Here is a 25,444-nt window from a genome sequence, read left to right on the forward strand (position 1 = left end):
GTGTCGGCCCGGGCGCAGCGGGATCAGCAGAGCGACGCCTCCCCCGGCCACTTTTCGCTGGCCGAGGGAGGCGTGGTGGATGGGGCCCGGATCAGCTCGACGGGCGCTGAACGGCCAGGCGGTCGCCGAAGGTCCGGTAGCGATGCAGTTCCCAGAACAGCCAACCGATGCTGACGATCGCCAGCACGACGAAGACAAGCGAACCGGAGAAGGTGTCCCAGAGTGTGTGCAGGACGACGACGCCCAGGAAGGTGCCGAGGAATCCGAACAGCCGGCCGACGCTCGGGCTGGCCAGCAGCGCCCACAGCGCTCCGGCGGTAAGCCCGGTCCAGGCGGTGTGGCCGGCGGGCGCGGTCAGACCGCGGATGAAGAGGGTCTGTTCCACCGCGCCGATGTTGCCGTGCGAGCTGAGCAGCGCGGTGAAGGCGTACCCCATCGTCTCCAGCGCGGCGAAGCCCATGCCGGCCGCCACACCGATGACCAGGCCGTCGGACGGCAGGCGGCGACGGTGTTGCGCCAGGGCCGTGAACAGCAGCACGACGGGGACGATCAGTTTCGCCGACTCCTCGATCAGCGCCACGAACAGCATGGGCAGGGTGCCCAGGCCGCGCAGGGTGTCGTACTCCAGGGTGCCGGCGACCACCGTGCCGATCACCCCGCCGAAGAACGCCGACGTCACCAGCACCGACGCCGGCACCTGCCAACGCCCGGTGCGGGCCTGGGCGAACGTGAGGAACGTCAGGGGAGCCAGGGTCGCGCCGAGCAGGATGAGCGCCGGCACGAAGTTCGGATTCTGGGTGCGCACGAGGGTCCGCAGCACCGCCAGATAGAGGATCAGCCCGACGACGAGCACTCCGACCCACGCCCACCGGCGAGAACGATCACGCATACCGCGCAGTCTGGCGGATCGATGTTACGAAGACCAGCCTCGGCGCTGAGATCCCCGCGACTGCGATGGCGATCCAGGTGCCCGAGGGACCTTCACCGACACCGGTTCCAACGCGTTCACGCTCAGACGCGCGGTGGCCCGCCCACCTGAGGTTGCCCAGCGGGGCCGACGAGAGCTGGCTGCCGCACCCTAGGCTGGTGACATGGATCGATGGCTGGGGATCGGCGGGTTCATCACCGGCATCGTCGGTCTCGTGCTCACCGTCTACTACGCGCGCAAGGCCGAAGAACTCAACCTGATGCGGAAGCGCCTTGAGTGGGCCGACCTGCAGGCGGCCGCCAATGACCTCGGCCGGCGGATCAAGGCGGAATTCCCCCCGACCGCGATCATCGCTCCCGGTCTTCCCGGCGCCACCTTCGCGAACCTGCTCTCGGCGGAGTTCGACAATCAGCCGCCCGTCTTCGTCGGGACCCGAACCTGGCGGGAAGACCCGCACGATCCGGTCGAGTCGAGCGGGTCCTTCCTCTTCACGACGGCGAAGTGGATCGTCACGATCCCGATGGCGGTCCTGCGCTACAGGGACGGCAACATCCTGATCGTCGACGACTTCGTGATGTCCGGCGACTTCCTCGAGAGACTGCGGGAGCGTCTCGTCGACGAGGGAGTGGCCGCCGACCGCGTACGGGCGGCATCGGTGGCCGTCACGCGGGTGGCCCTCAAGAACCACAAGGCTCCCGAGTACTACTGGTGGCTCGCCGACAGTGACGACTTCTTCTTTCCCTGGGGCAGAGCCAGGTAGGCAGGACCGATCGCGACGCCGGGATCGCACCGCAACCCGTCGCAGCGCCGTTCAGACCGCGTGCAGAAGTCGGAAGCGCTTGGTCACCACCAGGGTGTCGTCGTCGACGGTGAACCCGGTGTCGCCCAGCTCCGCGCGTACCTCGGCGCTGTGCCAGAACGACTCGTGCCCCGCTCGCCACTGCGCCACCGACTCGTCCCCCTCCCCCTCGGCCAGGGCGTGTTCCAGGTCCACGTCGGCGAGCCGGACGACCCGCACCTCGGTCACCTCGATCACCGCGACCCGCCGGCCGTCGGAGTCCACCACCGCGGATCGCTGACCGACCTCGGGCAGCGGCTCGTTGGCGTGCTCGTAGCCGAGCAGCAGCGCGGACGTGGAGGTCTTCGCGCCGGACCGGATCGCGGCCACCAGCGTGTCCCGCAGCGGCCCGGGAAACCCGAACTCCATCACCGGAAGATCGTCCACTCTCATCAACGGAGGGTACGCCCGACCACCGGTGACGAGGGCCGGCGTGGCATGGTCTCGTGGATGGCCACCTACGACGTCGCCCTCGTCCTGCTCGTCGACCCTTTCGGGGCGGTGCTGATGCAGCATCGCGACGAGCACGCGCCCGTCTCGCCGAACCAGTGGAGCCTTCCCGGCGGCCACGTCGAGCCCGGCGAGTCGCCCGAGCAGGCGGCCCGCCGCGAGCTGCTGGAGGAGACGGGCCTGAGCGCCGGCGAGCTGGGTCTGCTGTGGAGCGGCCCGCGCCCGTACGAGGCCGGCTTCCCGCACACGGTGACGGTGCACGTCTTCAGTGGTGTCACCACCGCGCGACAGGAGGACGTCGTGCTCGGCGAGGGTCAGGCCATGGTGTTCGTCCCGCGCGACGAGGTACGCGATCGAGAGCTGGCGGCCTCCACCGTGGTGGCGCTGTCGCTGCACCTCGGGGACGCCTGACATCCGGCGTGGGTGGTTGCCCCGGTGGCTCACGCTCAACGCTCCTGCGCGCGATCGCGTCGCAGCACCGTGAACGCGCCCGCTTCGACGGGTTCCACCACATCGAACCGAAAGTCGGCGGGCGTGCCGGAGGCGAACAGACGGTCGCCCGCCCCGACGATCGTCGGGAACGTGATCAGCCGGTACTCGTCGATGACGTCGGCCGCCGCCAGCAGCCGGACCAGGCTCAGGCTGCCGATCACCACGACGTCGCGCCGGGTGCGTTCGTCGATGGCCCAGGCGACCGGGTCGCCGTCGATCGCCGCCGAGTTCGGCCAGGCCGCCGCGTCGATGCCGCTGGTGGTGGCCACCCTCTTGGGCACGGTGTTCATCACCGTGGCATATCCCCCGTCGCGGGTCGGCCACAGCTTGGCGAAATGCTCCCAGGTGCGCCGGCCGTAGAGCTGGACGCCCTGCTCCATCCGGGCCCCGAGGCGGAACTTGTCGCCGCTGACCGGCCCCGCCCCGTGCCGGAAAGCCCAGCCGCCGTGGCCGGTGCCCCCGCGTCCGTCCGGGTCGGAGACCACCCCGTCCAGCGTGCAGAACGAGATGACGATGATGTCGCCCATGCGGATTCCTCTCACCGTGGCGGCCCGCCGTGGACCGCCTGTACCTGACACCTACCGACGCCGCGCGCCGAACTCATCGGTCCACGCGAGGGAAATCCTGGCCGTACCTCGGCGTACGCTCTCCGGCGTGGCCGAGGCGACAGCGCAGGACCGGGACGACCGGTACGAGGCGTACCGTGGCGACCTGCTGGCGCACTGCTACCGGATGCTCGGTTCCGTGGACGAGGCCGAGGACCTGGTGCAGGAGACGCTGCTGCGGGCCTGGCGGGCCGCCGACCGGTACGACCCGGAGCTGTCGTCGTTGCGTACCTGGCTGCACCGCATCGCGACAAACGCCTGCCTCACGGCGTTGGCGGGACGGGCTCGTCGGCCGCTGCCGAGCGGGCTGAACCCGGCCGGTGAACCGTCCGCGCCACTCACCCCTCGCCTCGACGTCCCCTGGTTGCAGCCGTTTCCGGACGCACGGCTCGGTGACCCCGCCGACGCCGTCCAGCAGCGCACGGGTCTGCGGCTCGCCCTGGTCGCGGCGCTGCAACTGCTGCCCGCTCGACAGCGCGCGGCGCTCGTGCTGCGGGAGGTGCTTCAGTTGTCGGCCGTCGAGGTGGCGCAGGCTCTGGACAGCAGCGTGGCCTCGGTGAACAGCAGCCTGCAGCGGGCTCGGGCGACGCTGCGGGCCGCCGGGCCGGTGCTTGACGAGCTGCGCGAACCCGCCGACCCCGACGAACGCGCCGTGGTCGAGCGCTACCTGGTGGCGTTCGAGGCGGCCGACCTGGCCGGCCTGACCCGGCTGCTCTCCGACGACGTGGTGCTGGAGATGCCCCCGGTGGCGCTCTGGCTCGTCGGCAAAACGCACTACCGCCGGTTCCTGGAACGCGTCTTCGCCATGCGGAGTGCGGGCTGGCGCCTGGTGCCCGTGCGGGCCAACGGCACCACGGCCCTGGCGGCGTACGCACCGGATCCGGAGGCGGCGGGGAGCGTCCGAGCGCACTCAATCCAGCTCTTCAGCGTGCAGGACGGCTTGATCCGCTGCTGTGTGACGTTCGTCGACCCGACGATGTTCGACAGGTTCGGACTCCCGGCGACAATCGCGGGCCACGCGCCGGAGCTGGTGCCTGCGTAAACGCCTCTGACCAGCCTGCGGCGGACCCAGACGAGCGGCCGGGTGGGACAGTCGTCAGGGTAGGAAATCGGCGGTCAGGGCGATGAGGGCGCGGGCGGCGGCGCCCATCGGGCGGTCCACAGGTGTGGCGAGCGACGCCGTCCAGTCGAGGTCGGCGTCGGTGACGGTGAGCGTGCGTACGCCCTCGGCGTCGCCGACGGCGAAGCGGGGCAGCAGCGCGATGCCGAGGCCGTGCCGCACGTGCTCGGCGCCGGTGCCGATGTCGGGGATCTCGATCGTGACGCGTCGGGACAGGCCGGCGGTGGTGAACGCCCGGTCGGTGACGGCGCGGTTGCCGTACCCGACCGGGGAGTCGATGAAGTCCAGGCCGGCGAGTTCGCCGAGCGTCACCGCCTCGCGGGCGGCCAGCGGGTGGTCGTCCGGCACGACGAGGTCGATGACCGAGCGGGCCAGTTCGGTCAGGTGGATCTCCGCCGGCGGCGCGCCGGGCAGGGAGACGAACGCGAGGTCGAGCCGGCGTTCGGTGAGCGCGTCGATGAGCCCCTGGGAGCCGGCGGGGGCGACGCTTGTGTGCAGTAGCACCCCGGGGTGCCGGCGGTGGAACTCGCCGAGCAGGGCCGGCAGGTGCAGGAGTCGGGTCGAGGTCATCGTGCCGATGCGCAGGGTGCCACGGAGGCCGCCGTGCACCTCGGCCACGGCGTCGCGGGCGTCGCGGGCCGCGTCGAGGGCGACGCGGGCGCGGGGCAGCAGCGCCGCGCCGGCGTCGGTGAGGAGTACGCGTTTGGAGTTGCGGTCCAGCAACGGCGCCCCGAGTTCGCGTTCCAGGGTCTTGACGGCCGCCGAGACGGCGGACTGGACGACGTGCAGGCGGGCGGCGGCGCGGGTGAAGTTCTGCTCCTCGGCCACGGCGACGAAGTACTCGAGTTGGCGGAGTTCCACGCCGCCAAGTATCACTCATTCTGATCGTTGCTAGCGTCAACTTTCGTTGGACGTGATGATCGGATGGGGTGACAGTGGGGTCATGTCCTCGACCACCCTGCCCTTCCGCCGGCCCGCCGCCGCGACCGCCCGCGACGAAGGATCCGCTCGCCGCCACGGCCGGGGCTTCTGGGCGATCGCCCTGGCGTTCCTGACCGCGATGGCGTTCTGCACCGTGCCGTCCCCGCTGTACCCGCTGTACATGGCCCGGGACGGCTTCTCCACGTTCATGGTCACGATCGTGTTCGCGGCGTACGCGGTGGGCGTGGTGATCAGCCTGCTGCTCGCCGGGCACGTCTCCGACTGGGTCGGCCGGAAGAAGATCCTCATCCCGGCGCTGGCGTTGGAGCTGGTCGCCGCCGCGCTGTTCCTGGGCGACGCGTCCCTGCCGGTGCTGCTGGTCGCCCGCCTGGTGAGCGGACTGGGCATCGGCATGATCACCGCGACCGCCACCGCGTACCTGCAGGAACTGCACGCGGCGCACCGGCCCGGCGCGTCCCGCCAGCGCTTCGAGGTGGTCTCCACGGCCGCCAACATCGGTGGCCTCGGCGTGGGCGCGTTGGTCGCGGGCGTCCTCGCCCAGTACGTCCACGCGCCGCTGCGCACCCCGTACCTGGTGTTCGCCGTGCTGCTGACCGCCAGCATCGTGGCCGTCGCGGCGACCCCGGAGACCGTGCGGGAGCGGCTGGTCACACCCACGTACCGGCCGCAGCGGATCAGCGCCGACCACGGCGACCGGGCCGGGTACGTGGCAGCTGCCGCCGCCGGCTTCGCATCGTTCGCCGTGTTCGGCCTGTTCACCTCCGTCGCCCCGGGCTTCGTCGCGGGCGCCCTGCACCTGCCGTCGCGGGCGCTGGCCGGCGCGGTCGTGTTCGCCGTGTTCGGCGGCGCCGCCGTGGCGCAGACCGTGACCAACCGTCTCCCCGCCCCGACGAAGGTACGGCTCGGGCTGCTGGCGCAGGCGGTGGGCGTGCCCGTCGTGCTGGTGGGCATGCACACCGCCAGCCTGACCGCGTTCCTTGTCGGTGGCGTGGTCGCCGGAGTCGGTGCGGGCGTGCTGTTCAAGGCCGCCGTCGGCACGGTCGCGGCGATGGCCGCGCCGGCCCGGCGCGGTGAGGCCCTGGCCGGGCTGTTCCTCATCGCCTACCTGGGGATGAGCCTGCCGGCCGTCGGCATCGGGATCGCCACCCGAACCGTCAGCACGATCACGGCGATGACCTGGTTCACCGGGCTGCTGCTCGTCCTGCTCGCCGGCGTGACGGCGTTGTTCCGCCGCAGCTCCGCGACCCGCTGACCCGGCGACCGGGGGCGGGCCGACGCGGCCCGACCCCGGTCCCGGCGGTCACCGCGGCGGGTCGGCCCACCACGGTTCGAGGACCACCGGGTCCGCGACATAGGCCCGCGCCCGCGTACGTTCCTCCTCGGTCAACGTCAGCGCGCGCAGCCGGGCGCCCCACTCGGGCACCCGATCGGACTTCCCCAACGCGATCGACAGCTCGATGAGGCCGGCCAGCGCCGTCGCCTGCTCGACCGCCGGGGCGTCCTCGGCGCGACGGCGCATCCCCGAGTCGAGCGCCCGGTAGGCGGCCCGGTCGTCCATCTTGAACTCGCGCAGGATCCGCGCGTTGTCGAGCACCCGGGTCAGCCCCTCAAGCTCGGACGACCCGCCGTACTCCAGGTCCTCCGGCTCGTCGCGCTGGATGAAGATGACTGTGTTTCCCGACGGGTCGACGACGCTGAACCGGGACGCCCCGGCGCGGTAGCGGGTCAGTCGGGGCAGGCCCTTGACCAGCACCTTGCCGTGGGCGCGGCGCATCGCCTCGGCGAACGCGGCGTGGTACGGCGCGAGCGCGTCGACCATCACCAGGCAGCCGCCGGTCTGCTCCTTCGCCGGGTCGAGGCCCTTCGGCGCGGGCCCGTAGTGCAGGGCGAACCCGCTGAACTGCACGACCAGGTACACGTACGGCCGCAACTGCTCGTGGGGCACCTCGAAGCCGAGGGAACGCCAGAAGGCAAGGGTCTCCTCCGGCGCAGGGCAGGGCAGCAGCGGCACTGTGGTCTCGTTCGGCCGCACACGGTCCTCGTTGGTCGTCATTGTCACTCCCGGTCCGCTCGGCAGGCCGGTCATTGTGCCAGCACCCGCGGCGGGTCGCGCCGGATCCGGCCTCCTACCCAGGGAGGAGGCGCGCTCCGACCAGCGGCCGCAACCGGGGCCGCCGGTCGGACGCGACAGGCGGGAATGGCCACGAGCATCTACAGACATGACTACCGTTCTGCGTCGGGCGACACAGTGGAACCGCCCCCTCGTGCTCCTCGCCGGCGCGATGGCGGCGCTCGCCGTCGTCGCCACTGTCGGCATCCTCGTCGACCCTCGCGTCCTCACCGGGGCGCCGATCTGGCTCAAGCCGTTCAAGTTCGCGGTGTCCTTCGTGCTGTACGGCGCTACGCTCGCCTGGATGCTCTCCCTGCTGCCCCGGCGTAGCCGGATCGCCGAACGAGCCGTCCTGGTCATCGTCGCGGTGGCGGTGCTGGAGAACGTCTGGCTCGTCGGGCAGGTGCTGCGCGGGCAGACCAGCCACTTCAACTCCAGCACCCCGCTGAACACCGCGCTGTTCGCGGCGATGGGCACGGCGATCGCGGTGCTGTTCGTCGCGCACCTCGTCATCGCGATCGTGGTGCTGATCCGGCGGATTCCCGACCGGGTCGCCGCGACAGCCGTCGGGTGGGGGCTCGGTCTGTCCCTGCTGGGGATGCTCGCGGCGGTGCCGATGGCGCTGCCGATGCAGGACCCGGGCATCGAGGGCATCTCCGGGGCGCACAGCGTGGGCGTGGCCGACGGTGGGCCCGGACTGCCAGTGGTCGGCTGGAGCACCACCGGCGGCGACCTGCGGATCGGGCACTTCGTGGGGCTGCACGCGCTCCAGGCCCTGCCGATCCTGGCGATCCTGCTGACCCGGTTCGCGACCCGGCTCGACGCGGGCACCCGCGTCCGGCTGCTGGTCATCGCGGGCGGCGCGTACGGCGTACTCACTGTGCTGTTGACCTGGCAGGCCCTGCGCGGGCAGCCGCTGCTGCGCCCGGACACCCTCACCCTCGGCGTCGTCGCGGCCCTGGTGGTCGCGACGGCGACCGCCAGCGGCCTGGTCCTGGCCCGCCGACGCCGCCCGGAACTGGCACTCGCGGCATGACCGCGACGCTGTTCTCCCTGACGTTCGCGGTGGCCGCGCCGTTCTGGGCACTGATGATCCTGGTGCCGCGCTGGTCCTGGACCGCCCGGATCATCGGCTCGCCGCTGATCGTGCTGCCGGTCGTGGTGATCTACGCGCTGTTGGTGATCCCGGCGTTCGGTACGGTGCTGCCGGCCGTGACGTCGCCGACCCTGGACGGGGTACGCGAGCTGCTCGGCACGCCCGACGGCGCTGCCGCAGGGTGGGCGCACATGGTCGCGTTCGATCTGTTCGTCGGCCGCTGGGCGTGGCTGGACAGCCGGGAACGGGGGGTGCCGGCGCTGGTCATGGCTCCGGTGCTGGTGCTGACCATCCTGCTCGGGCCGCTCGGACTGGCCGCCTACCTGGCCGTACGCACCCGGTGGCGGCGGCCGGCGGTCGCTGCCACCGACCGCGTGCACCTAGGCTGACGGCCGTGGGGTGGCTGGGACGAGTGTTCGACGCGCGGGACGCGCGCGTGCGGATGGCGCTGCTCGACCTCAGCGGGTTGTGTTACCTGCTCGTCGTGCCCCACCCCCACCTCACGCCGACCGCGACACAGTGGATCCTCGCGGTGGCGGCGTTCGCCGGCGCGCTCGTGACGTATCGCCGGCCGGTGGTCAACCTGGTCCTCCAGACGGCCCTGCTGGCCGTCGCGATCTGCCTCATCGACGACCTCACCATCAACCAGGTGGGGGCGAGCTGGGCTCTGCTCGAGGTCACCATGCTCGCGGGTCGCGCCCGCACCATCTGGCTGGCCGCCGGGCTGCTGGCCGTCGTCGACCTGGCCGACTCGATCGGCGACCCGCTGCGCCAGGCCGCGTCCGGTGTCGTCGGGCTGGGCCTGGAGGTGGGCGTCCCGGTGCTGCTCGGTTTGGTCATCCGGGCCAACCGGGAGCTGAGCCGGCAGACCGTGGAGCGGGCACTGGCGGAGCAACGGCGCCGCGAGTCGGAGAGCCGCGCGGCGCGCGCCGACGAGCGCAGCGCCATCGCCCGCGAGCTGCACGACGTCCTCGCCCACCACGTGGCGTCGATGGTGCTGCGGGTCGGTGTGGCCCGACACGTCCTCACCGACCTGGACCCCCGGGTGGGCGAGGTGTTCCACGACGTGCACGGCACGGGCACCGCGGCCCTGGCGGAGCTGCGCCGGCTGGTCGCGGTGCTGCGCAACCCCGACGGGGTACGCGGCGACGCGGCGCTGACCGCGATCGAGCCCTCGGCGCTCCCCTCGGCGCTCGGCGCCGCCGTCGACCGGGCCCGCCAGGCCGGCATCACCGTGGAGGCCGACATCGACGCGGCGATCGGCTCGCTCGACGCCGTACGTGGCCTGGCCGTACTGCGGCTGACGCAGGAGGCGCTCACCAACGTGGCGCGGCACGCCGGGCCGTCCGCGCGGGCGCACCTGACGGTCGCCGTGCACGACGCGGCAGTGCACTGGGAGGTCACCGACGACGGGGGCGGGCGCGACGGCGACAGCGCGCCGACGACTGCGGTGCCGGCCGGCGGCGGCCACGGCATCACCGGGATGCGGGAACGCGTCGAGGTCCTCGGCGGCCGGCTGGAAGCGGGCTCGACCGGCACCGGCTGGCGGGTGCGGACGGTCCTGCCGAACACACTCCCCGAGACCGCCGCCGCGACGCCTGTCGGGCCGGCGCCCCGAGCCCGCGAGGCCCCGGCCGAGTCGCCGACCCCGGAGCCGGCGTGATCCGCGTCCTGCTTGTCGACGACCAGCATCTCATCCGCGCGGGCCTCCGCATGCTGTGCGACGCGCAGCCCGACATCGAGGTCGTCGGTGAGGCCGACAACGGCCGCGAGGCGGTCACCCTCGCCGCGCGGCTTCTCCCCGACGTCGTCGTCATGGACCTGCGCATGCCCGGCGTCGACGGGATCACCGCGACCGGGCGGATCCTCGCCGAGCGTCCCGCCACCCGGGTGCTGGTGCTGACCACGTTCGGCGACGACGACCACCTCTATCCCGCGCTGAGCGCCGGCGCGTGCGGCTTCCTGCTCAAGGACGCGCCCCCTACCGAGTTGCTGGACGGCATCCGCCGGGCCGCCGCGGGCGACAGCCCGTTCAGCCCCGAGGTGCTGCACCGCCTCGTACAGCGCGCCGTGCGCGCCCGCGCCGAGCCGCCCCGACAGGTACAGGGGCTGACCGCCCGCGAGCGGGACGTGCTGACACTTGTCGCCGAGGGCCTGTCCAACACCGAGATCGCCGAACGGCTCCACATCGGCGTCACCACCGTCAAGACCCACATCACGAGCCTCATGACCAAGACCGACAGCCCCAACCGCGTACGCCTCGCGCTGTTCGCGCGCGGCGCCTGACCTCCGGCCGCGCTCGCTACCGGCCGCAGGCGTAGCCCTGCATGCCCCTCGGGTTCGCCCCGGCGGCGAGCACGCCCGTGGCCGGGTCCCGGGTCACGGCGCAGAGCCGGCCCAGACTCCATCCGTCGGCGAGCCGCACCTCGTGCCCGTACGCCCGCAGTGCCGCCACCGCGTCGGCGTCGAGCCGGTCCTCCACCACCAGGACGCCGGGCTCGGTGTCGCGGGGGTAGAACGACGCCGGCAGGCTGACGGTGTGCCACGCGGGCGCGTCGATGGCCTCCTGCAGGTGCTGACCCGCGACGAGGTGGCGCAGCAGGAACGGCACCTGCCACTGGTCCTGCTGGTCGCCGCCGGGTGTGCCGCACGCCAGGATCGGCTCCCCGTCGCGGTGCACCATCGTGGGGCTCAACGTGGTGCGCGGTCGACGCCCCGGGGCGAGCGACGAGGCGAGGCCCTCCTCCAACCAGAACATCTGGAGTCGACTGCCCAGCGGAAACCCGAGCTGCGGGATCGTTGGCGAACTCTGCAACCAGCCCCCACTGGGCGTCGCCGAGATCATGTTGCCCCACCTGTCGACGACGTCCACGTGACAGGTGTCGCCCCGGGTCACCCCGTCGGAGCGCACCGTCGGCTCCCCCGTCGTCGGGTCCGCCGGATCGACCCGGTGACCGGCGCCGGATCGGACGTGCGCCGGCAGACGCGGCGACGCCCCGTCGGGACGTCCCGGCCGCAGCTCGGCCGACGCGCTGTCACCGATCAGGGCCGCCCGCTCCCGCGCGTACGCCGGGGAGAGCAGCGCCGCGGCGGGCACGTCGGCGCTGTCGCCGTACCACGCCTCACGATCGGCGAAGGCGAGCTTGAGCGCCTCCACCTGGGCGTGGATGCCGGCGGCGGTCGCCGTCTCGTACGCGCCGGGGTCGTCGAGCGCGTCGAGGGCGGCAAGCGTCTCCAGCAGCACCGGCCCCTGACCCCAGAACCCGGTCTTCGCCACCGAGTAGCCCTGCCAGTCGAGGGTGGCCGGAGCCTCCCAGCTCGCCGAGTACGCGGCCAGGTCGTCGCCGGTGACCAGCCCGGCATGTGCGCGCCCACTGGAGTCGCGGAACGGCTGCCGGCTGAACTCGTCGATCGCCTCGGCCACGAAGCCCGTACCCCAGGCTCGGCGCGCTGCCTCGATCTGCGCCTCCCGGTCGGCGCCGGCCGCCTGCCCGGCCTCGACGAGTCGGCGCAGGGTGCGCGCGTACGCCGGGTTGGTGAACCTCTCCCCCGCGGCCGGTGGCCGGCCGCCGCGCAGCCAGAGCTCGGCGGACGTGGGCCAGTGCTCCTCGAACAGCGACCGGACGGCCGCCACTGTCGCACCCACGCTGCCCACCAGGGGGTGACCGGCGGCGGCGTAGCCGATCGCCGGTTCGAGGACGTCGGCGAGGGACATCGTGCCGTGCTCGCGCAGTAGCAGGAGCCACGCGTCGACCGCGCCGGGCACGGCCGCCGCGAGCGGGCCGGCGCCCGGGACGAGATCCATGCCGAGGGACCGGAAGTGGGCGATGGTTGCGCCGGCAGGTGCCGGGCCCTGCCCGCACAGCACCTTCGGGCGGGGATCCGCAGCGGTCGCCACGATGGCCGGCACCTCGCCCCCCGGACCGTTGAGGTGCGGCTCGACGACGTGCAGGACGAACCCGGCGGTGACCGCGGCGTCGAAGGCGTTCCCGCCGCGTTCGAGGGCCCCCATCGCGGACTGGCTGGCGAGCCAGTGCGTCGACGACACCATGCCGAAGGTGCCCTGCAACGTCGGTCGGGTCGTGCACGTCATGACCACACCTCACTCCTGAGCGCGGCCCGGAGCGTACGACGGGGGCGACGGGTCAGGGCCGGCGGGGCCGGGCGTGCAGGACCGCCCGCAGCGCCGGCCCGAAGACCCGCCGGACGTCGGCCGGTGACAGCGCGTCGATCGACCGGATCGGGTTCAGGTACCGCGTGAAGATCAACCCTCCGAGTACGCCGACGGCGGCGGTGGCCCGTTCCGTCGCGTCCGGGCCACCGAGAAATTCAGCGATGCGGAGGCGCAGCTCACCGTCCAGGTAGTCCCGCAGGGCGCGCATCGTCTCGTCGTCCTGCACCGCCATCCGGTTCTCGGCGGGCACGCCGGCGTCCCACAGACCGGTGACCGAGTCGAGCAGACGGTCGGCCAGGCCGGCCTGGTCGCCCCGCAGAGCCTGATCCAGAGCGGAGGGGTCGACGCAGAGCAGGTTCAGTGACTGGCTGAAGAGGCCCTGCTTGGAGCCGAAGTGATAGCTGATGAGCGCCGGGTCGACCCCTGCGGCGGCGGCCACCGCCCGCACCGTCGTACCCGGGTAGCCGTGCTCGCGGAACAGGTCACGGGCGGCCGCGGCGATGCGGGCCCGGGTATCGGGGTTGCCGCGGGGTCGACCCCGAGTTTTATTCAACACGGTTGAATAATGCGCTCCCGCGCTGGCACGGTCAACGCCGACACCAGCACAGCGAGGAGTGCACAGATGCGTACCGTCGTCTTCGGCGCCACCGGACCCACCGGCCGCCAGATCACCGAGCAGGCCCTGGCCGCCGGCCACGAGGTCGTCGCGGTCACCCGCCGCCCCCACGACGTCCGACCCCGCGCCGGCCTCACAGTCGTCGGCGCCGACGTCACCGACCCCGACGCGGTCGACCGGGCCGTCGCCGGCAGCGACGCCGTCCTGTCCAGCCTGGGCGTACCGCTCACCCCGAAGCCGATAAGCGTCTACTCGCGAGGCAACGCGCACATCGCCGCGGCGATGCACCGCCACGGCGTGCGGCGGCTCGTCACGGTCAGCTCAAGCGTCCTGGACCCGACCTGGCGACCGAGCGGCGAGTTCTTTTTCAACAACGTGCTTGATCCCCTGTTCAACCGCCGGGTGGGCCGCACCGCCCACGAGGACATGCGCCGGATGGAGACACTCGTCCGCGAAAGCGGCCTGGACTGGACCATCGCCCGCCCGTCCGGCCTGTTCGACCACCCCACCACGACGCGCTACGAGGTGGCCGAGAACGTCGCGGACGGCCTGTTCACGGCACGCGCGGACCTGGCGGCGAGCATGCTGGCCCAGGTGACCGACGACCGGTTCGTCAAGCGGGCGATGGCAGTGATCACCACCGAGGTCCGGCCGAGCATCGCGGGTCTGCTCTGGCGCGAGGCCGTCGTCAAGAAGAAGTGACGCGGCACGGTGTGGCCCGCTACTCCCCCGGCCGCGTCCGGACGCCGTCCAGCGCGACAGTAAGCACGTGGTCGCGTTGCTCGGCTCGGGGGAAGTGCCCGGACGCGATGGCGCTGGCGAGCCGCATCACGTCGTCGATAGTCACGTCGTCGCGGACCTCGCGCGCCCGCTGGGCCCGCTCCAGCAGCGGCTCGCCGGCCGCGTAGAGGGCCCGCCGACATTCGTCGTACGCGGCGGACTCCCGGTTGAGGCCGGCGGCCAGGGGCTGCTTCGCCCCGATGTACTCCACGAAGCGCCGCAGCCACGCGTACAGGCCGTCGCGGGGTGCCCGACTCCCGGCCTCCTCGGCGGCCTCGCACACCGCCTCGACCTCGCTGATGTAGACGTTCTCGATCAGCACCTCACGGGTCGGAAAGTTGCGGTAGAGCGTCGCGATGCCCACCCCGGCGCGGCGGGCGATCTCTTCCAGCGGCGCCTCCGCGCCCTGCTCGGCGAAGGCGACCCGGGCCGCCGTGAGGATCGCGTCGTAGTTGCGTGCCGCGTCCGCCCGGTGCGGACGGGCGGCGCGTAGGTGAGTGAGGGCCGTCACGGTGCCGATGTCTCCCCGGGTTAGCAAGTGGAGGCCACCTATCACTAGAGTGATAGTGCGCCTCCACTTATCTGGAGGTTCCCTATCAGTCTAGCTCGGAAGAAGGCCACCCATGTCCCCGACTCCCGCCCCCCGACGCGGGATCGCCCTGGCGCTCATCCTCGGCTCGCAGCTGATGATGACCCTGGACACCTCGATCATCACGACGGCGTTGCCGCACGTGCAACGACAGTTCGGTTTCACCCAGTCCGGGCTCTCCTGGGTCCAGAACGCCTACGTCCTCGCCTTCGGCGGCCTCCTCCTACTCGGTGCCCGCGCCGGTGACCTGCTGGGCCGCCGACGCGTGTTCCTGGCCGGCATCGCCCTGTTCACCGCCGCGTCACTCGCCGCCGGCCTCGCGCAGAGCGGCAGTTGGCTGATCGTCGCCCGCACCGTGCAGGGCCTCGCCGCCGCGCTCGCCGTGCCCTCCACGCTCGCGCTGCTGGTAGCCGACTACCCGCAGCCGGGCGCCCGCGCCAAGGTGATCGCCCTCTACAGCGCGGTCATCGGTGCGGGCGGCAGCGTCGGCATCGTGATCGGCGGCGTGTTCACCGACCTGCTGTCCTGGCGCTGGGGAATGCTCGTCAACGTCCCCATCGGCATCGCCATCGCGCTGCTCGCGCCACGGTTCCTGGCCGAGACCGAACGCCGCTCCGGCACCTTCGACCTCGGCGGCGCACTGACCTCCACCACCGGCATGACCGCCCTGGTGTACGGCTTCATCCAGGCCGCCGCCGCCGGTTGGAGCGCCCCGAGCACAGTCATCTCGCTGGGCCTCGGGGTCGTCCTCCTGGTCGCCTTCGTGCTGATCGAGCACCGGGCACCCCAGCCCATCACCCCGCTGCGGCTCTTCCGCAGCGTCGAGCGCTCCGGGTCGTACGCCGGGCGGATCCTCATCGTCGGCGCGACCTTCTCCACCTTCTACTTCCTCAGCCAGTACCTCCAGGAGGTGCTGCACCTCAGCGCCCTGGAGACCGGTTTCGCGTACGTGCCGATCACCGGCATGTTCTTCGCCATGGTGTACGCCATCCGGCCGTTGCAGGACCGCCTCGGTCGCCCCGCGCTGCTCGTCGCGTCCCTCGTCGTCGCGCTTGTCGGCATGGCGTGGCTGTCCCGGATCTCGACCGGATCCAGCTACTTCCCGGACGTGCTGCTGCCGCTGCTGGTGATCGGCATCGGCCAGGGCATCGCCATCATCCTGATGACCCAGGGCGGCGTGGCCGGTGTCGAACCGCAGGACGCCGGCGCCGCGTCGGGCCTCGTCAACGTCGCCCACCAGCTCGGCGGCTCACTCGGCATCGCGATCCTCACCATCGCGTACGCCCGCGCCAGCTCCCCGACCGACCCGACCGCCGGCTTCCACGCGGCCTTCACCGGCGCGGACGTCTTCTTCCTGATCGCCCTGGCCCTGGCCGGCGTCGTGGCCGTCGCGGGCCGCCGCGCCAAGCGGCTCACCAGTCTCGCGGCGACCTGAGAATGCCGGGCTACTAGCGCCATGGGTGCGGGGTTGCGGAGCGCCGGGTGCGGGGGCTGGAGCGGGCAGGCTCCTGGGGCCTGGGCCTGGGCCTGGGCTTGGGCTTGGGCCTGGGGCCTGAGGACCTGGGGGCCGTGGGGCAGCACGGTTGGCGCGCTGCCTTTGGAGCTGATGTCGCAAACGAATCAGCTCCATAGGCACCGACCAACACCTCCCCGACCCGCGCGACGCGGAGGCGGATCGGCCGGAGATCACCGTGCGACAGGCCCGTCGATCGGCGGCGCCGCGACTGCCGAGGGCTGGGCGAGGCGTCCACCCGTACCCTCGGCTGACGGCACCGCCTACACCCGGGAGGTGAGCGCGGCGCTCGTCGACCACCTGGCTCGGTGACGACCGTGCGGTCAGCTCGCTGGCCCGGTGTCGCGGCGCTCGGGATCGCGACTGTGGTACTCGGGGCGGAGCTTGGCGCTCGCGAACGCCGCCTTCACCGCCGCCGACAGCGCGGCGATGTCGTACGCGCCGTGGTGGCGCCGGCCGTTGATGAAGAACGTCGGGGTGCCGGTGACGCCGCTGAGGTCGGCGGAGTCGACGTCTTCGGCGATCCGATCGACGCCCATCCGCTTCGCCATGTGCTCCCGGAACCCGTCGAGGTCCAGGCCGAGCTGGTCGGCGTAGCCGAGCACGTCCGGGGGATCCAGTGCGTCCTGGTGCGTGAGCAGCAGGTCGTGCATCTCCCAGAACGCGCCCTGCTCGCCGGCCGCCTCGGCGGCCTCGGCGGCGAGTTGGGCGTGCGGGTGGACGTCGATGAGTGGCAGGTGCCGCCAGACGTACCGGATGTTCGCGAAGTCGGCGAGCAGTTCCCGGACCACCGGCTCGGCCTGCCCGCAGTAGGGGCACTCGAAGTCGCCGTACTCCACGACCGTCACCGGCGCGTCGAGCGACCCGCGCAGGTGGTCGCGCTCCGGGTCGACAGGCAGCTTCAGGTCGACGATTCCCTCGGTGACGCCCAGCAGGGCGCGCGCACGCCGGGCCGGTGAGAGCCGCCCGACCGAGCGGAACACCAGCCAGGTGACGAGGGACGCGAGCACCGTCGCGACGAGGATGCCGAGCTTCGCCTCGTCCAGGGCGGGGCCGCTCAGGGCGTGGGTGGCGATCAGGAGCGCGACGGTGAATCCGATGCCGGAAACCGTGCCGACCCCCGCGATGGCAAGCCAGCCCACCGGTGGACGGAACCGGTTGCCGCTGAGCCGGGCCACCAGCCACGAGGTGGCCACGATCCCGGCCGGCTTGCCGACGACGTACGCCACCACCACGCCGAGCGTGACCGGGGAGGTCACCGCCCTGGACAGCAGGTCACCGTCGATCACGATCCCCACGTTCGCCAGCGCGAAGAGCGGCACGATCACGTAGCTCGCCCAGGGGTGATAGAGGCTCTGCAACCGTTCGTTCGGCGACAGCGCCGAGGTGAGCCCGGCCTGGGCCAGACGGGCGAGCTGCGGGGTGGGCTGTTCCCGGAAGAGGCGGAACTGGTCGCTCGCCCGCTGCAACTCGGTGCGACCGGGCGCGTAGGCGTAGGTCAACAGACCCATCACCAGGCCCACCACGACCGGGTCGACACCCGACTCCGAGACGGCCACCCAGGCGGCCACCCCCAGCAGCGCGTAGACCGGTCCGAACCGCACACCCCACGCCCGGACGAGCAGGACGACTGCGAAGATTCCCGCTGCGACGAGCAGCGCGGTCGGCGACGGATGATGCGGGTAGGCGATCGCCAACACCACGATCGCCACCACATCGTCGACGACGGATACGGTCAGCAGGAAACCCCGCAGCCGATCCGAGAAACGCGGCCCGAAGACGGCCAGCGCACCGAGCGCCAGCGCCGTGTCCGTCGCCATCACCGCACCCCAGCCCACGGCAGTCGTCTGCCCGGCGTTGAAGGCAAGATAAATCGCGATCGGTACGAGCATGCCGCCGAACCCGGCCAGCATCGGCAACGCCAGTCGACGCCGCTCCCGCAGCTCGCCGATGTCGAACTCACGGCGCAACTCCAGACCCGCGACCAGGAAGAAGAACGTCATGAGCCCGCTGTTGACCCAGGTCCGCAGGTCGTCTGTCAGGTGCCAGTCGCCGAGCTGAACCGCGAACGACGTGCCCCAGACCGACTCGTACGACGACGGGCTCAGGTTGGCCCACAGGAGAGCCACCACCGCGGCGACCAACACCACCCGCGCGCCGCCGGTCTCGGTCTGCAGGAACGCGCGCAGCGGCGCGTTGAGCCGGTCCGACCAGGCGGTTCGGCTGGTCCATCCCCGGTACGTGTTGCTGCCTGTCACGCGGACAATCCTCGTCGATCTGATCCGCTTTGGTGGTCGAATCGTCGGTCGGTGCGGCGTCCGTCCCCATGCAGGGGCACACACGCAGCGCCACCGGTTGATAACGTGCCGGTGATCCCGCCGGTCGCCGCCGGCAGCGGTCCCCTGGGGAGGGTCACGATGTGGTCGGATGAGGCCGCGCTCGACGCGGCGGGACGTCGGCTCGACGAGTGGGAGTCGTCGCTGGCCGAACGGGCCGAGCGCGCCAAGACGCTGTCGGCGCGGATGCGGGAGCTGAGGGGCACCGCCCACAACACCGACCGGACCGTCGCGATCGCCGTCGACTCGGCTGGCCTGCTGATCGACCTGCGGCTCGACGAGCGCATCCGGCAACAGTCCGCGGCGCACACCGCCCGGCAGATCCTGGACACCACCAGAGCCGCGCACACCGACCTGCTACGCCAGGTCCGTGAGGTAACTGTGGAGCTTCTCGGCGACGACGCGAGCGCCCGGGCCATCATCGACTCGTACCGTGACCGGCTGGCTGGTGACCAGGGTTCGAGCGATGCCGACCGGTGACGGCATCCAGGTCGACCCGGACGACCTGACCGCCCACGCCGCCCGCCTCGATCGCTGCGCCGGCAGCCTCGACACCGCCCAACAGGCAGGCCAGCACGTCCGGCTGGGCACCGACGCCTACGGGCAACTCTGCGCGCTGATGCCGACACTGCTCGACGGCCTCCAGCGGACCCTGGTCGACGGCATCGGCGCCGCTGCCGCGTCAGTGCGGGACACCGCCGGCAAGCTGCGGGCCGGGGCAGACCGCTATCGGAACTCCGATGCCCATGCCCAGCGCCTGCTCGATGGGGTGCGGCAGCGCCCGTGACGTCCAATCCGCTCGTCGCCGCCGCAGCGGACACCCCGCCCAGCGCCTGGGCGGGTGTGTGGATCTGCGAGGACATCGAACTCATCGCGCAGGGCGTCCGCAATGGCAGTTGGATCGACGGCAGCCTCGGTGTGGTGAGCGCCGGCCTCGACGCCCTCGCCTTCGTCTCCGACCCGGTCGGCGCCCTGCTCCAGTACGGGATCGCCTGGCTCATCGAGCACGTCAAGCCGCTCAGTGAGGCGCTGGACTGGCTCGCCGGCGACCCGGCGCAGATCACCGCACACGCCCAGACCTGGCGCAACGTGGCCGCCTCGCTCCGCGACGAAGCAGCCGAGATGGCTCGCGCCGTCCGCAACGACGTCACCGACTGGGGCGGCAGCGCCGGCCCCGCCTACCGCGCCTGGGCCGCCGAACAACAACAGGCCATCACCGGCCTGGCCCAGGGCGCCGACACCATGGCCGCGATCACCGAAGGCGCCGCAGGCCTGGTGGCCGCCGTCCGGCTCCTGGTCCGCGACGCCATCGCCACCTGCGTGTCCCGCCTCATGGTGTACGCGGGCGAACTCGTCGTCACCGGCGGACTGGCCGCACCGCTGGTCGTGGAGCAGGTCACGACGCTTGTGGCGTCGTGGGGGGCGCGGATCGCGCGGCTGTTGCGAGGGCTGCTGGCCAGCCTGCGGCGGTTGATCCCGACGGTACGCCGGCTCGGCGACCTGATCGAGAAACTGAAGCAGGCACTCGGGCGACTCCACGCCTCACCAGCAGACCCCCACGACCTCAGTCGGGTTCGCGGTCGAGGCGCCGGTCCTCGAATGCCGATGAACATGGAGGCGGTGACATCCATTGCCGCGAAGTACGGGATTGATATCTCCGACGTTCGCCTCACGGTCAATAACCGAGTGTCTGGCGTGTGCGGACTCACGAAGCCGGACGAGTCGGTCATGCTCTGTCGAGAAGCCTTCCGCAGCGAGGAGGATCTCGCACGTACCCTTGAGCATGAGCGGTTCCATGTCGCTGAACTCCGGCAAGGGCACCCGTACCCAGCCACCCGTCATGAGATCGACGCATTCGAGGATCGGGCTTATGCGCATGAGGAACAGTGGTGGACCAACCATTCGGTCAGGCCCGAAGGAGCGCACTGATGGCCACGTTCGATGAGTGGTTGACTGCGTACGACGTCGTCTACCGTGCGCTGCCGGCGACGTCGGATCTTTCCTGCCCGAACTGCGGGCACCGGACCCTACGGATCGTCTTCACAGCGCGGCCCGCAGCTGAACAGGGGTACGTCTCGTTCTGGTGCGACACCTGCCTAGAGGGGATCTACGTTTCCCGGGCACCTATTCCAGTCGGCGTCACCGCCCGATCCACCGACGAGCTGCCCGAGGACCGCAACCATGGCATCCCCGACTACCGCCTTGTGACGTAAGAACCCAGTCACCGCGGAGACGACGGAGGCAGCTGCCGTGGCCATTTCACGGAGCCCGTCGGCGTGCGCACGCTGCGGAAGAGACTTGGTCCGAGTCCTTGACGATCGAAAACGCCACGCGTCCCTCACCCGCGCCGCAGCAGGGCGGCGAGCCGGTACGATGCGGCCATGAGCTCAGAGGCGGTTGGCAGGTACATGCCCCCGGTCGTGACGCTCGATGATCTGACGGCAATGATGGCCGCAGACGAGAACCACCGGTACGAAATCAGCCCCGAGGGAGTCGTCTCGATCATGCCGCCGCCGGGCTACAACCACGCGATCATCGCGACCCGGCTCATGGTGTGGCTCGCCCAGGGCGGTGTTCCGGCGGAACACATTGCCCAAGCGGTCGGGTTACGCATACCGGGCCGCGGCGGCGGCGTCGGTGGACGGATCCCCGACCTGGTTGTATGGAGCAAGGCTCAAGCAGATGGTGTGTGGCTATCGGTCGCCGATGTACTTCTCGTGATCGAGATCGTCTCGCCGGGCTCCGAGGGTGTCGACACGGTGACCAAGCGCAGCGAATACGCTGCCGCCGGCATCCCCCAGTACTGGGTGGTCGATCAGGATTCAGCGCAGACCGTCACCATGCACCGCCTGGACGGCGACCAGTACGTCACCCAGGCGACCATGCCGCTCGCTTGGGTTCTCAACACCGGCCTGGACGAGCACGGCCTCGGCTGAGGCGGCCCAGACCTGCCCGATCCGGCGTGACAGACCGGCACTCACTTCGGTGCTGTTGCCGATCGAGGTGTTGGCTGTCGTCAGCCGCAGGTAACGCGGCGTTCCGCGCTGGCGCGCGCCCCGACCGGCTCGTGCTACGAGCTCGGGCGCTGCCTGTCACCTGCACCCACCGACGCTGCTCGGCCTGCACGAGACAACGATGCGGGCTGTGCGTGAGTCCCAGGCGGCCGGTTCCGTCAATGACCACGTCTTCGCCTCCATTGCGACCAGGGACGTCGACCTGCGCAAGCAGCGGCACCTGTTCTCATCGCTGATCCGTCGTGCCCGGCGAGGAAACCTTGCTGGCCATCGCCGATGTCAACCTCGACCGACTCGTCGGCGAGGACGCCTACCTGGGAGTGACACCCGAGCGGTTCTTCATCTCGACACAGAACGCTGTACGCAAACAGGGCACGATTGAACGCGAATTTCCCCTGTCGGACGTTCGCTACGTGCGGTTCCGCGAACGCGACAAGCGAGGCCCTGTTCTGGACGTCATCACCACCGACGAGAACATCCGGCTCACCTTCGACGACTGGGCCGGCAAAGGCCAAGGGCTGGATGGCACCCGCCGGGTCGCCAATCTTCTAGCCGCCGCGATGAATTTGCCCGAGGCCGAGCGGCGCACCGACCCGCTGCTCGCCGGCACATCCTCGACGCAGCCGGCGATTACCCCGTAACCACGAGGCGTCGCCGTCGACGGGTGCATCGACGACGACCGCCACGGTCATCACCAGTCACGGGCCCAGTCCGGCGGCGGTACGACGGCGAGCTGCGGCTCGCCGTCGATCGGTTCGAGGGCGTGCACGATCCGCAGGTCACCGTCGGCTGCGGCGTCCTCGTCGGTGACGACTCGACCGCTGCTGCCGTCGGTGCTGACCAGCAGCCACCGGTCGGGGTGGATGGTGCCGTCGTCGACCAACGCCCGCACCCCGAAGGTTCGGGCGAGAGCGGCTGCCACCTCGCGCTCACCCTGGCCGGTGGCGTCGGCGAGCTCCGTGTCCCCGGTCAGGATCCACCCGAATGCCTCGTCGCCGTCCGGAGGATTGAGCATGGCGACGGGCCGGGGGTCGTTGACCGTTCGGTCCTCGATCCGGCCGACGTAGACCGCGTCGGGTGAGATGCGGTACTCCTCGCTGAGGAACCGGCGGAGGCCGGCCACGGGCAGTTCCTTCTCGAAGTGGATCTGATAGCGCAACCCTTACCCCCGGTGTCAGTGCCTCCACGAAACGGGCGCCGAGATGGATACTGCCTTGGGGCCGGGACCCTGCACGAGCTGGCTCGGCTGCTATCGACAGGAGCGCACTGTGGACGTTTCGATGGTTGACCTACGCGCCGGGCTCCTGGCGACGACGCTCGTCGTCGCCCTCGCCGGATGCTCCGACAGCGCCCCCGACAATGGGCCGCCAGACAGGACCGCCAGCGCCAGCCCGGCACCGGTACGGACCGACAGAGACCCGATCGCCGAACGGTTTCCCCGCCTCGGCACCTTCATCGAAACCCACTGGCAGACGGCACCGGCCGGGCCCGAGAGCCGCACCACCGTGCCGGGCCCGACCGACACGCGCATCGAGGCACTTGTCGTGCTGCGGCCCGACACGATCGCCACAACCATCAAGGAGTACGACTGGCAGCCCGCTCCGCCCGGTTGGGACGCGTCGCTGAGCGCCGAGCTGCGTCCCTTCCTGCCCACCGGCGGTACCTGGCAGGTAAGCGAGAAGTTCGCCGCGGACGTGCGGACGGCACAGTACGGCGGCACCGTCTATCTCGACGCCGGCAGCGGCACGGTCTTCCTACGGGTCTTCGACAGTTGACCGAGCCGATGGTGACGCGCCACTCGTACGGGTAAGGTCCCGATCATGGCGATTCCTCACCTGACGGCCGCCGACGGCACCTCCCTGCCGGCGGTCGGGCTCGGCACGTATCGGCTGAACGGCGCGGCGGGCGTCGACGCGATCGGTCAGGCGATCCGGGCGGGTTACCGGCTGATCGACTCGGCGGTCAATTACGAGAACGAGGGCGCGGTCGGTCGGGCCGCCCGTGCGGCGGACGGCGTACGCGGCGAGTTGGTCGTCACGTCGAAGCTGCCGGGGCGGCACCACAGCTTCGACGAGGCGCTGACCACAATCGAGGAGAGTGTCTACCGCACCGGTCTGGACCGGATCGACCTCTACCTGATCCACTGGCCGAACCCCAAGGTCGACAGGTACGTGCAGGCGTGGCGGGCGCTGATCGAGGCACGGGAGCGCGGGCTGGTCCGGCACATCGGCCTGTCCAACTTCCTGCCCGAGCACATCGACCGGCTGGTGGCCGAGACCGGGGTTGCCCCGGTGGTCAACCAGATCGAGGTGCACCCGTACTTCCCGCAGCAGGACGCGATCGACTACCACCGGGAGCACGGGATCCTCGTGCAGGGCTGGAGCCCGCTCGGCCACGGCAACGACCTCCAGCGGCACCCGACGATCGTGGAGATCGCGGCCGCACACGGCATCAGCCCGGCGCAGGCCATCCTCGCCTGGCACGTGGCCCGCGAGGTGATCCCGCTGCCCAAGGCCGCCTCCCCGCAGCGCCAGATCGAGAACCTGGACGTCTTCGGGGTCAAGCTCACCGACGCGGAGGTCGAGGCGATCACCGCGCTGGGCCGCCCGGACGGGCGGCTCGCGGACCAGGACCCGGCGGTGTACGAGGAGTTCTGACGGTCCCGACCCGCAGACTCTCCCCCTCCCCTCCCCCGACCCGGGCCGGACGCTCGCTGAGTGGTCGATCCGTGTCCGGCGCTCCGCTGGCGTCCACGAGGTCGGCCGGGCTCGGCGGTCAGGCCGCCGCCGCGGTGGCCGATTCCTGCAGCGGGCCGGCGAAGTGGCATGCCGCCGCATGCCCGTCACCCACCTGACGCAGCGGCGGGGTCGTGGTGGCGCAGACGTCCTCGGCCTTCCAGCAGCGGCTGCGGAACCGGCAGCCGGTCGGCGGATCGGACGGGCTGGGCACGTCGCCGGCCAGCCGGATGCGTGTCTTCGGCGCCCCGCCGCGCACGACCCCCAAATCGGGTACGGCGGAGAGCAACGCCTGGGTGTACGGGTGCTGCGGCGCGCCGTAGAGCGCGTCGCGGTCGGCGATCTCGGCGACCCGACCGAGGTACATCACGGCCACCCGGTCGCAGAAGTGCCGCACCACGCCCAGGTCGTGGGCGATGAAGACGAACGCGATGGTGAACTCCTTGCGCAGGTCCTCGAGGAGGTTCATCACCTGCGCCTGGATCGAGACGTCGAGGGCGCTTACCGGTTCGTCGGCGACGATCACCTTGGGCTGCACGGCCAGCGCGCGGGCGATGCCGATGCGCTGCCGTTGACCACCGGAGAACTCGTGCGGGTACCTGTTGTAGTGCTCGGGGTTGAGCCCCACCACCTCCAGCAACTCCCGGACCCGGTCCAGTTCCCTGCCCTTCGGCACGAGGTTGTGCACGCGCAGGGGCGCGCCGATGATGGTGCCCACCGTGTGCCGCGGATTGAGCGACGAGTACGGGTCCTGGAATATCAGCTGCAGCTCCCGCCGGTACGGCCGCAGGTCCTTCTCCTTCAGGTGCGTGATGTCGTTCCCCTGGTAGAGGACCTGCCCGCCGGTCGGTTCGAGCAGCCGGGTGATCAGGCGGCCGGTGGTGGTCTTGCCACACCCGGATTCACCGACCAGGCCGAGCGTCTCGCCGGCGCGCAGTTGCAGCGACACCCCGTCGACGGCGCGGATCCGGTGGTCGTTGCGGCCGAACCACCCGTCTCCCCGACCGGTGAAGTGCATCTGCAGGTCCCGCAACTCCAGCAACGGCGCCCCGCTCGCGTCGGCAGGCGCAGCGAGGGTCGCGGTGTCGGTGGTGGCAGTGGTCATC

29 protein-coding genes are annotated in these 25,444 nt (G+C 71.3%); 18 read left to right on the top strand and 11 right to left on the bottom strand.

Annotated elements, in window-relative coordinates; genetic code table 11:
* Positions 1 to 91: 91 nt before the first annotated feature.
* Complete coding sequence (locus tag ACLQ26_RS29380; RefSeq protein ID WP_425747598.1) at positions 92 to 889, bottom strand: PrsW family intramembrane metalloprotease; 798 nt, start codon at positions 887 to 889, stop codon at positions 92 to 94.
* A gap of 202 nt (positions 890 to 1,091) precedes the next feature.
* Here ACLQ26_RS29380 and ACLQ26_RS29385 point away from each other — a divergent pair, with 202 nt between their 5' ends.
* Positions 1,092 to 1,688, top strand: coding sequence for a phosphoribosyltransferase family protein (locus ACLQ26_RS29385; RefSeq protein WP_425747599.1), 597 nt, complete (start codon positions 1,092 to 1,094; stop codon positions 1,686 to 1,688).
* 51 nt (positions 1,689 to 1,739) lie between these two features.
* Here ACLQ26_RS29385 and ACLQ26_RS29390 read toward each other — a convergent pair whose 3' ends face one another.
* Positions 1,740 to 2,159, bottom strand: coding sequence for an ASCH domain-containing protein (locus ACLQ26_RS29390; protein ID WP_425747601.1), 420 nt, complete (start codon positions 2,157 to 2,159; stop codon positions 1,740 to 1,742).
* 57 nt (positions 2,160 to 2,216) lie between these two features.
* On the opposite strand from ACLQ26_RS29390, the gene ACLQ26_RS29395 reads away from it, so the two are divergent.
* Positions 2,217 to 2,627, top strand: coding sequence for an NUDIX hydrolase (locus ACLQ26_RS29395; RefSeq protein ID WP_425747602.1), 411 nt, complete (start codon positions 2,217 to 2,219; stop codon positions 2,625 to 2,627).
* Positions 2,628 to 2,662: 35 nt separating this feature from the next.
* Here ACLQ26_RS29395 and ACLQ26_RS29400 read toward each other — a convergent pair whose 3' ends face one another.
* Positions 2,663 to 3,235: a dihydrofolate reductase family protein gene (locus ACLQ26_RS29400; protein WP_425747603.1), complete on the bottom strand. Its 573-nt coding sequence runs from the start codon at positions 3,233 to 3,235 to the stop codon at positions 2,663 to 2,665.
* Positions 3,236 to 3,362: 127 nt separating this feature from the next.
* On the opposite strand from ACLQ26_RS29400, the gene ACLQ26_RS29405 reads away from it, so the two are divergent.
* Positions 3,363 to 4,355: an RNA polymerase subunit sigma-70 gene (locus ACLQ26_RS29405; RefSeq protein WP_425747604.1), complete on the top strand. Its 993-nt coding sequence runs from the start codon at positions 3,363 to 3,365 to the stop codon at positions 4,353 to 4,355.
* Positions 4,356 to 4,409: 54 nt separating this feature from the next.
* On the opposite strand, the gene ACLQ26_RS29410 is transcribed toward ACLQ26_RS29405, so the two are convergent.
* Positions 4,410 to 5,294, bottom strand: coding sequence for a LysR family transcriptional regulator (locus ACLQ26_RS29410; protein ID WP_425747605.1), 885 nt, complete (start codon positions 5,292 to 5,294; stop codon positions 4,410 to 4,412).
* An 82-nt stretch (positions 5,295 to 5,376) separates the two neighbouring features.
* On the opposite strand from ACLQ26_RS29410, the gene ACLQ26_RS29415 reads away from it, so the two are divergent.
* Positions 5,377 to 6,627: an MFS transporter gene (locus ACLQ26_RS29415; protein WP_425747606.1), complete on the top strand. Its 1,251-nt coding sequence runs from the start codon at positions 5,377 to 5,379 to the stop codon at positions 6,625 to 6,627.
* Between the two features lie 48 nt (positions 6,628 to 6,675).
* Here ACLQ26_RS29415 and ACLQ26_RS29420 read toward each other — a convergent pair whose 3' ends face one another.
* Positions 6,676 to 7,428, bottom strand: a complete 753-nt coding sequence (locus ACLQ26_RS29420; RefSeq protein WP_425747607.1) for a glyoxalase — start codon at positions 7,426 to 7,428, stop codon at positions 6,676 to 6,678.
* A gap of 166 nt (positions 7,429 to 7,594) precedes the next feature.
* Between ACLQ26_RS29420 and ACLQ26_RS29425 the strand changes: the two genes are divergently transcribed.
* From ACLQ26_RS29425 to ACLQ26_RS29440, 4 genes are read left to right on the top strand one after another with little or no spacing between them, the layout of a single operon-like run.
* On the top strand, positions 7,595 to 8,521 hold the full coding sequence (locus tag ACLQ26_RS29425) for a hypothetical protein (RefSeq protein ID WP_425747608.1): 927 nt from the start codon (positions 7,595 to 7,597) through the stop codon (positions 8,519 to 8,521).
* The gene (locus ACLQ26_RS29430) at positions 8,518 to 8,970 is read left to right on the top strand and encodes an ABA4-like family protein (protein ID WP_425747609.1); all 453 of its coding nucleotides are present in this window, start codon (positions 8,518 to 8,520) and stop codon (positions 8,968 to 8,970) included. The genes ACLQ26_RS29425 and ACLQ26_RS29430 overlap by 4 nt, the downstream gene beginning before the upstream one ends.
* A 5-nt stretch (positions 8,971 to 8,975) precedes the next feature.
* Positions 8,976 to 10,244, top strand: coding sequence for a sensor histidine kinase (locus tag ACLQ26_RS29435; protein WP_425747610.1), 1,269 nt, complete (start codon positions 8,976 to 8,978; stop codon positions 10,242 to 10,244).
* Positions 10,241 to 10,867 (top strand): response regulator, encoded by a 627-nt coding sequence (locus ACLQ26_RS29440; RefSeq protein WP_425747611.1) that lies wholly within the window; start codon positions 10,241 to 10,243, stop codon positions 10,865 to 10,867. Before ACLQ26_RS29435 ends, ACLQ26_RS29440 begins: the two co-directional genes overlap by 4 nt.
* Before the next feature lie 16 nt (positions 10,868 to 10,883).
* Here ACLQ26_RS29440 and ACLQ26_RS29445 read toward each other — a convergent pair whose 3' ends face one another.
* Positions 10,884 to 12,674, bottom strand: coding sequence for a gamma-glutamyltransferase family protein (locus ACLQ26_RS29445; RefSeq protein WP_425747612.1), 1,791 nt, complete (start codon positions 12,672 to 12,674; stop codon positions 10,884 to 10,886).
* 52 nt (positions 12,675 to 12,726) lie between these two features.
* Positions 12,727 to 13,311, bottom strand: coding sequence for a TetR family transcriptional regulator (locus ACLQ26_RS29450; RefSeq protein WP_425747613.1), 585 nt, complete (start codon positions 13,309 to 13,311; stop codon positions 12,727 to 12,729).
* A gap of 66 nt (positions 13,312 to 13,377) precedes the next feature.
* On the opposite strand from ACLQ26_RS29450, the gene ACLQ26_RS29455 reads away from it, so the two are divergent.
* Positions 13,378 to 14,073, top strand: coding sequence for an NAD(P)-dependent oxidoreductase (locus ACLQ26_RS29455; RefSeq protein ID WP_425747615.1), 696 nt, complete (start codon positions 13,378 to 13,380; stop codon positions 14,071 to 14,073).
* Positions 14,074 to 14,092: 19 nt separating this feature from the next.
* Here the strand turns inward: ACLQ26_RS29455 and ACLQ26_RS29460 are convergent, their stop codons facing one another.
* Entirely contained in the window at positions 14,093 to 14,662 is a 570-nt protein-coding gene (locus ACLQ26_RS29460; protein ID WP_425747616.1) for a TetR/AcrR family transcriptional regulator, read from the bottom strand.
* 112 nt (positions 14,663 to 14,774) lie between these two features.
* On the opposite strand from ACLQ26_RS29460, the gene ACLQ26_RS29465 reads away from it, so the two are divergent.
* The gene (locus tag ACLQ26_RS29465) at positions 14,775 to 16,175 is read left to right on the top strand and encodes an MFS transporter (RefSeq protein WP_425747617.1); all 1,401 of its coding nucleotides are present in this window, start codon (positions 14,775 to 14,777) and stop codon (positions 16,173 to 16,175) included.
* A gap of 401 nt (positions 16,176 to 16,576) precedes the next feature.
* On the opposite strand, the gene nhaA is transcribed toward ACLQ26_RS29465, so the two are convergent.
* Positions 16,577 to 18,511 carry a Na+/H+ antiporter NhaA gene (gene nhaA / locus ACLQ26_RS29470; protein WP_425747618.1) on the bottom strand — a complete coding sequence of 645 codons (1,935 nt, stop codon included), beginning with the start codon at positions 18,509 to 18,511 and terminating at the stop codon, positions 16,577 to 16,579.
* A 159-nt stretch (positions 18,512 to 18,670) separates the two neighbouring features.
* Between nhaA and ACLQ26_RS29475 the strand changes: the two genes are divergently transcribed.
* The 6 genes from ACLQ26_RS29475 to ACLQ26_RS29500 all read left to right on the top strand — a co-directional run bounded on the left by ACLQ26_RS29475 (position 18,671) and on the right by ACLQ26_RS29500 (position 22,244).
* Positions 18,671 to 19,069 carry a YbaB/EbfC family DNA-binding protein gene (locus ACLQ26_RS29475; protein WP_425747619.1) on the top strand — a complete coding sequence of 133 codons (399 nt, stop codon included), beginning with the start codon at positions 18,671 to 18,673 and terminating at the stop codon, positions 19,067 to 19,069.
* Complete coding sequence (locus ACLQ26_RS29480; RefSeq protein ID WP_425747620.1) at positions 19,056 to 19,376, top strand: type VII secretion target; 321 nt, start codon at positions 19,056 to 19,058, stop codon at positions 19,374 to 19,376. The genes ACLQ26_RS29475 and ACLQ26_RS29480 overlap by 14 nt, the downstream gene beginning before the upstream one ends.
* Positions 19,377 to 19,432: 56 nt before the next feature.
* Positions 19,433 to 20,518: a WXG100 family type VII secretion target gene (locus tag ACLQ26_RS29485; protein ID WP_425747621.1), complete on the top strand. Its 1,086-nt coding sequence runs from the start codon at positions 19,433 to 19,435 to the stop codon at positions 20,516 to 20,518.
* Positions 20,518 to 20,802, top strand: a complete 285-nt coding sequence (locus tag ACLQ26_RS29490) for a hypothetical protein (RefSeq protein ID WP_425747622.1) — start codon at positions 20,518 to 20,520, stop codon at positions 20,800 to 20,802. The genes ACLQ26_RS29485 and ACLQ26_RS29490 overlap by 1 nt, the downstream gene beginning before the upstream one ends.
* 168 nt (positions 20,803 to 20,970) lie before the next feature.
* Positions 20,971 to 21,525 (top strand): Uma2 family endonuclease, encoded by a 555-nt coding sequence (locus ACLQ26_RS29495; RefSeq protein ID WP_425747623.1) that lies wholly within the window; start codon positions 20,971 to 20,973, stop codon positions 21,523 to 21,525.
* Positions 21,526 to 21,845: 320 nt separating this feature from the next.
* Complete coding sequence (locus ACLQ26_RS29500; protein ID WP_425747624.1) at positions 21,846 to 22,244, top strand: hypothetical protein; 399 nt, start codon at positions 21,846 to 21,848, stop codon at positions 22,242 to 22,244.
* Positions 22,245 to 22,294: 50 nt separating this feature from the next.
* Here the strand turns inward: ACLQ26_RS29500 and ACLQ26_RS29505 are convergent, their stop codons facing one another.
* Positions 22,295 to 22,762: a hypothetical protein gene (locus tag ACLQ26_RS29505; protein ID WP_425747625.1), complete on the bottom strand. Its 468-nt coding sequence runs from the start codon at positions 22,760 to 22,762 to the stop codon at positions 22,295 to 22,297.
* 121 nt (positions 22,763 to 22,883) lie between these two features.
* Between ACLQ26_RS29505 and ACLQ26_RS29510 the strand changes: the two genes are divergently transcribed.
* Both ACLQ26_RS29510 and ACLQ26_RS29515 read left to right on the top strand, forming a co-directional pair.
* Positions 22,884 to 23,378: a hypothetical protein gene (locus tag ACLQ26_RS29510; protein ID WP_425747626.1), complete on the top strand. Its 495-nt coding sequence runs from the start codon at positions 22,884 to 22,886 to the stop codon at positions 23,376 to 23,378.
* A gap of 45 nt (positions 23,379 to 23,423) precedes the next feature.
* Positions 23,424 to 24,260 (top strand): aldo/keto reductase, encoded by an 837-nt coding sequence (locus tag ACLQ26_RS29515; RefSeq protein ID WP_425747627.1) that lies wholly within the window; start codon positions 23,424 to 23,426, stop codon positions 24,258 to 24,260.
* A 118-nt stretch (positions 24,261 to 24,378) separates the two neighbouring features.
* On the opposite strand, the gene ACLQ26_RS29520 is transcribed toward ACLQ26_RS29515, so the two are convergent.
* Entirely contained in the window at positions 24,379 to 25,443 is a 1,065-nt protein-coding gene (locus tag ACLQ26_RS29520; protein ID WP_425747628.1) for an ABC transporter ATP-binding protein, read from the bottom strand.
* Position 25,444 lies beyond the last annotated feature (1 nt).

Origin of the sequence: Micromonospora sp. DT43 (genome assembly GCF_049841645.1) — a bacterium.
In the GTDB taxonomy this organism is placed as follows: domain Bacteria; phylum Actinomycetota; class Actinomycetes; order Mycobacteriales; family Micromonosporaceae; genus Micromonospora.

Coding starts and splice junctions, on each gene's coding strand:
- ACLQ26_RS29380 (WP_425747598.1), bottom strand. CDS start 889: ATGCGTGATCGTTCTCGCCGGTGGGCGTGGGTCGGAGTGCTCGTCGTC.
- ACLQ26_RS29385 (WP_425747599.1), top strand. CDS start 1,092: ATGGATCGATGGCTGGGGATCGGCGGGTTCATCACCGGCATCGTCGGT.
- ACLQ26_RS29390 (WP_425747601.1), bottom strand. CDS start 2,159: ATGAGAGTGGACGATCTTCCGGTGATGGAGTTCGGGTTTCCCGGGCCG.
- ACLQ26_RS29395 (WP_425747602.1), top strand. CDS start 2,217: ATGGCCACCTACGACGTCGCCCTCGTCCTGCTCGTCGACCCTTTCGGG.
- ACLQ26_RS29400 (WP_425747603.1), bottom strand. CDS start 3,235: ATGGGCGACATCATCGTCATCTCGTTCTGCACGCTGGACGGGGTGGTC.
- ACLQ26_RS29415 (WP_425747606.1), top strand. CDS start 5,377: ATGTCCTCGACCACCCTGCCCTTCCGCCGGCCCGCCGCCGCGACCGCC.
- ACLQ26_RS29420 (WP_425747607.1), bottom strand. CDS start 7,428: ATGACGACCAACGAGGACCGTGTGCGGCCGAACGAGACCACAGTGCCG.
- ACLQ26_RS29425 (WP_425747608.1), top strand. CDS start 7,595: ATGACTACCGTTCTGCGTCGGGCGACACAGTGGAACCGCCCCCTCGTG.
- ACLQ26_RS29430 (WP_425747609.1), top strand. CDS start 8,518: ATGACCGCGACGCTGTTCTCCCTGACGTTCGCGGTGGCCGCGCCGTTC.
- ACLQ26_RS29445 (WP_425747612.1), bottom strand. CDS start 12,674: ATGACGTGCACGACCCGACCGACGTTGCAGGGCACCTTCGGCATGGTG.
- ACLQ26_RS29455 (WP_425747615.1), top strand. CDS start 13,378: ATGCGTACCGTCGTCTTCGGCGCCACCGGACCCACCGGCCGCCAGATC.
- ACLQ26_RS29465 (WP_425747617.1), top strand. CDS start 14,775: ATGTCCCCGACTCCCGCCCCCCGACGCGGGATCGCCCTGGCGCTCATC.
- ACLQ26_RS29475 (WP_425747619.1), top strand. CDS start 18,671: ATGTGGTCGGATGAGGCCGCGCTCGACGCGGCGGGACGTCGGCTCGAC.
- ACLQ26_RS29480 (WP_425747620.1), top strand. CDS start 19,056: ATGCCGACCGGTGACGGCATCCAGGTCGACCCGGACGACCTGACCGCC.
- ACLQ26_RS29490 (WP_425747622.1), top strand. CDS start 20,518: ATGGCCACGTTCGATGAGTGGTTGACTGCGTACGACGTCGTCTACCGT.
- ACLQ26_RS29495 (WP_425747623.1), top strand. CDS start 20,971: ATGAGCTCAGAGGCGGTTGGCAGGTACATGCCCCCGGTCGTGACGCTC.
- ACLQ26_RS29510 (WP_425747626.1), top strand. CDS start 22,884: ATGGTTGACCTACGCGCCGGGCTCCTGGCGACGACGCTCGTCGTCGCC.
- ACLQ26_RS29515 (WP_425747627.1), top strand. CDS start 23,424: ATGGCGATTCCTCACCTGACGGCCGCCGACGGCACCTCCCTGCCGGCG.
- ACLQ26_RS29520 (WP_425747628.1), bottom strand. CDS start 25,443: ATGACCACTGCCACCACCGACACCGCGACCCTCGCTGCGCCTGCCGAC.